We start from the raw sequence: 4242 nt of genomic DNA, 5'->3' as shown, positions 1-4242 counted from the left end.
CTATCGTGCGGGAAAGTCGGACTCCGTCAAGCATGCTTCGTCGACGATGCCGCCAGCCGAGTCCGCCGGGCGGCGGGTCGAGCAGCCGCACGGGCAGATGTTGGGTCAAGCAGGCGCGGGCGGACTCAAGGCGTTGTGGTGTGGCGCGGAAGACTCACCCGAGCCCGCAAATGCACGCGGCAGTTCGGCGCGCGCGACGGGGGCGAAGCTGCGCCGGTGAATCGGCGCGGGGCCGTGCTCGCGCAGCGCGCGCAGGTGCTCGGGCGCGCCATAGCCCTTGTTCGAATGCCAGCCGTAATGCGGCCAGGTTTCCGCGTGCGCGAGCATGATCCGGTCGCGGGTGTGCTTGGCGACGATCGAGGCCGCGGCGATCGAGCGGCTGACCGCGTCGCCGCCGACGATCGGGGTGGCGGCATAGCCCCAGCGCGGCAGGCGGTTGCCGTCGACCAGCACGTGACCGGGCGCGCGGCCGAGCAGCGCGGCGAGTTGGTCGACCGCGAGCGTCATCGCCTTCATCGTCGCCCAGTAGATGTTCAGCCGGTCGATCTCGTCCGCCTCGACCACGCCGATGCCGATCAGGGCGCAGGCGAGCAGGCGGTCGTGGAGCCGCTGGCGCTCGCCCGGCGGCAGCTTCTTCGAATCGTCGATGCCGCGGGGGCACCCCTTGGCGGGCAGGATCACCGCGGCGGCGACGACAGGTCCGGCGAGCGGCCCCCTGCCCGCCTCGTCGACGCCCGCGACGGGGGGCAGGCACAGCTTCTCGTGGCGGAGCCCGGGCATGTCAGCGCGCGGCCAGTTGGTCGAACGGCGCGACGCCGAGCGCGTGTCCCATCGGGCCGTGCCCTTGCCCCAGACCAGGCGCGGCGGCGAGGGCGGCCTGGACGAAGCGGATGCCGCGCGCGATGGCGTCGGCGAGCGACAGCCCCGCACCCAGGCTGGTGGCGATCGCGCTCGCCAGCGTGCAGCCGGTGCCGTGGGTGTGGACCGTGTCGACGCGCGGGTGACTCCACTGCGTCATCGTGCCATCCGGCGCGAACAGGCGGTCGACGACCGTATTCCCCTCGGCGTGGCCGCCCTTGACCAGCAGGTGCGTGGCCGTGCGCGCGGCATAGGCGACCGCTTCGTCGGCGACTGCGTCGTCGGGCAGGTCGGGCCGGCCGCACAGCACGCGAAACTCGGGCAGGTTGGGCGTCACCACCGCGGCGAGCCGGGCGAGGCGCTGCATCGCGGCGATCGTCGCGTCGTCGGCGAGGATGGCGCCGCTGGTCGCTACCATCACGGGATCGAACACGATCCGGTCGCCGTAGCGGCCGGAGGCGAGTTCGTCGGCGACGGCGTGCGCGACCGCGGCGCCGCCGAGCATCCCGATCTTGACCGCGTCGACGCCGATATCCTCGACGACGCAGGCCATCTGCTGAACGACGAAGGCGGGCGGGACCGGGTGGACGCCCTCGACTCCCAACGTGTTCTGCGCGGTGAGCGCGGTAACGGCGGTCATCGCGTGGCCGCCGAGCATCGTCACCGTCTTGACGTCGGCCTGGATGCCCGCACCCCCGCCGGAATCGGAGCCGGCAACGACGAGAATGCGCGGGGTGACCTGTGTCATTTCGGGACGAAGTGGAGGAAGTGGAGGTTCACACGCATGTTTTCGATGCGCGTGCGGGTCGACGTGGCGCGGGTGCGCGAGGAGGGCGGAAGGGTCACCGAGCGAGGGTGGCAGCGGGCGGGCAAGTAGGACAGCGCCGCCTGCCTCAATTCGCCGGCGCACGCGCGTGGCGGGTGGTGGCGGCGGGATGCTGCTTCAATGCCCGGCCGACGCGCGCGGGGCGATCGAGCAGCTCGCCGCCGCAATCGGGGCAGCGCTCATCGAGCGCGTCGGCGCAATCGGCGCAGAAGGTGTTCTCCAGCGAACAGATAAACGCGCCGCCCTCGTCGGCGGGCAGGTCGACGCCGCAGCGTTCGCAATCGGGGCGCATCTCGAGCATGGCGGCGAGATAGCGACGCGGGGATGCGGGGGGAAGTGGGCCGCGTAGGTGCCGCCAAGATCGCCGATGGAATGTCGTTTTCTGGTGGAAAGCGGACTTTCGACCTTGCTGCGCGGCAGGATCAACCATGCGAAAGGCCTCTACCAACCGGTCGGAGTGTGCCGCAATCCAGCTAGCCGCGGGTCTCCTCCTGCAAGGGGTAGCTTTAGGCGCAATGCGCTAGTTGCGTGTCGGACAACCGACCGCAGGTAAGCCCTCGTTAGTTTTTGCTGATCCTTACAATTCCTGTTAGAGTCTATTGATACAAGTCAGTCACATAGCGGCCTGAAAGGAACGAGGTCGCATGCGTCTTCCGCGAAATATGCATCTGCTGATCAAACGGCTTTGCCACGATACGCGGGGCAACGTTCTCATCGGATTCGCTGCTGCCGTGCTGCCACTTATGGCTATGGTGGGTTCTGCCGTCGACATAGCGCGCGCTTATACAGTCAAAACAAGACTTCAGAATGCATGCGATGCCGCATCACTCGCGGGACGTCGCGTGATGCTGAAGGATGAAATCGACGGTGCGGTGACGAGCGAAGCTACCAAGTTCTTCAACTTCAACTTTCCTGTAGGGATGTTCAACACCCCGAAGGTCACGCCTGACATCACTCGGCCGGCGCCTGGGACTGTAGCGATCACCGCCAGCACTAGTGTGCCCACGGTGCTCATGAGAATATTCGGCTTTAACGATATTCCAGTGTCAGCTTCATGCACCGCGCAGCAGTCATTTATCAATGTCGATGTAGTCATGGTATTGGACACCACCGGTTCCATGGATGACAAGCTTTCGTCGGGACAGACGAAGATCGAAGCACTGCGATCGGCAGTGATGTCATTCTACAAGCAGCTGGCCCCCCTGCAGTCATCCTTGGAAGCTAACGGCTATCGTCTGCGCTATGCTGTCGTGCCGTATGCTCAGGCAGTAAACGTCGGCAAGCTACTCTTCGCCGCGAACCAGTCATATATAAACCAGTCAAACTCCGCACAGTACGTCAGGATTACTGGCTATTCCGGCAACGGCTCCGACCCGGACATAAGCTGGATCTCTCAGGGCCTGCCGCATTCAAGCAATTGGATCCAATCATCTAGCTACAATGGGTTCGTCGAAGAACGAAAGACGACAGTAACCGCTTCCGCCACTCCGACCGAAGCAGAGCTCGCCCGGATGACTGATCTGGACGTAAACCTGCTGCCGACGAATGACGCAACTCGGTGGGCTCCGGCCGACCCTGACCAGGCCTTTGTGCAGTATGGCTTTGCGGCCTGCCCAACGTCCGCCGTGCGCCTCAAGGCATTTAGCGAATCTGAAATGCAGAACTACGTCAATGCCCTCGCTCCCGGCGGGGGAACGTATCTAGACATCGGCATGATCTGGGGAGCGCGTTTTATTTCCGATGGCGGAGTGTTCGCGGACTCTCCATTGGCCTTCAACGGCATGCGAACCAACAAGTACATGGTCTTTCTGACCGATGGCGAGATGGAACCGCAAGCGATATCGTATAGCGGGTACAGCGTGGAGTTGATGCTTCGACGGGTTTCAATCGGGACTCCGAATGTTAGTCCGGTCAAGAGGGCGTTCTCTGCGGCTAATGCGATGAAGGCTGATCTGGTCGCACGTCACACTGGGCGCTTCGATGCGATGTGTCAGGTTGTTCGAAACATGGGTGTCTCGATCTGGACGATCAAACTATCGGACGCCGCGATGGACGACCATCTAAAAAAGTGTGCGAACGTAGGTCAGGCAGCGACCGTATCTGATCAGAATGCACTCATTAATCAGTTTTCACTTATCGGTAAGGAAATCAGCGAGCTGAGGCTTACCAAATGAGGGTTTTGCACAGGGATTCTCTCTGCCGAGATCAACGTGGCGTGACCATCGTTGAGTTCGGCATTATTCTTCTTCCTCTCCTGGCCGTCATCTTCGGGCTCTTTGAGTTGGGCTATCAAGCCTACATTAAGTCAATCGCAGCTGGAGCGCTTGAGACCGCGATTAGAAACGTGTCAATTGGGAACAAATCACAAAGTGATATCTCAACGAAACTAAAAGACGACCTTGGCGTGATCGTGGATCGTAAATACGTGGCGGTCGATGTTCAAAGCTTCGTGAATTTCGATGCCGTTGGATCACCCGAAAAACTTACGGACGACAAAAACGGCAACGGACAATACGATGCTGGCGATTGCTTCCGGGACGCAAACGATAACGGCAGGT

The 4242-nt window shown here is 62.5% G+C and carries 5 protein-coding genes; 2 read left to right on the top strand and 3 right to left on the bottom strand.

The features are described from left to right. Positions 1 to 105 precede the first annotated feature (105 nt). The 3 genes from ACFDS6_RS16715 to ACFDS6_RS16705 form a co-directional block, all read right to left on the bottom strand. The gene (locus ACFDS6_RS16715) at positions 106 to 780 is read right to left on the bottom strand and encodes a ribonuclease HII (RefSeq protein ID WP_375273219.1); all 675 of its coding nucleotides are present in this window, start codon (positions 778 to 780) and stop codon (positions 106 to 108) included. Position 781: 1 nt separating this feature from the next. Next, complete coding sequence (thiD, locus tag ACFDS6_RS16710; RefSeq protein ID WP_375273218.1) at positions 782 to 1606, bottom strand: bifunctional hydroxymethylpyrimidine kinase/phosphomethylpyrimidine kinase; 825 nt, start codon at positions 1604 to 1606, stop codon at positions 782 to 784. Positions 1607 to 1751: 145 nt separating this feature from the next. Next, positions 1752 to 1985 carry a DUF1272 domain-containing protein gene (locus ACFDS6_RS16705; RefSeq protein ID WP_375273217.1) on the bottom strand — a complete coding sequence of 78 codons (234 nt, stop codon included), beginning with the start codon at positions 1983 to 1985 and terminating at the stop codon, positions 1752 to 1754. 343 nt (positions 1986 to 2328) lie between these two features. Here ACFDS6_RS16705 and ACFDS6_RS16700 point away from each other — a divergent pair, with 343 nt between their 5' ends. Together ACFDS6_RS16700 and ACFDS6_RS16695 are read left to right on the top strand one after the other, a co-directional pair. Continuing rightward, the gene (locus ACFDS6_RS16700) at positions 2329 to 3858 is read left to right on the top strand and encodes a pilus assembly protein TadG-related protein (RefSeq protein WP_375273216.1); all 1530 of its coding nucleotides are present in this window, start codon (positions 2329 to 2331) and stop codon (positions 3856 to 3858) included. Between the two features lie 41 nt (positions 3859 to 3899). After that, positions 3900 to 4242, top strand: a 343-nt coding sequence (locus tag ACFDS6_RS16695) for a TadE/TadG family type IV pilus assembly protein (protein WP_375273215.1), incomplete at its 3' end; no start/stop codon positions are given.

This window comes from Sphingomonas sp., assembly GCF_042095875.1.
Taxonomy (GTDB): domain Bacteria; phylum Pseudomonadota; class Alphaproteobacteria; order Sphingomonadales; family Sphingomonadaceae; genus Sphingomonas.
The sequence above is the reverse complement of the archived record's forward strand: the minus strand, read 5'-3'. Positions and strand labels throughout refer to the sequence as shown.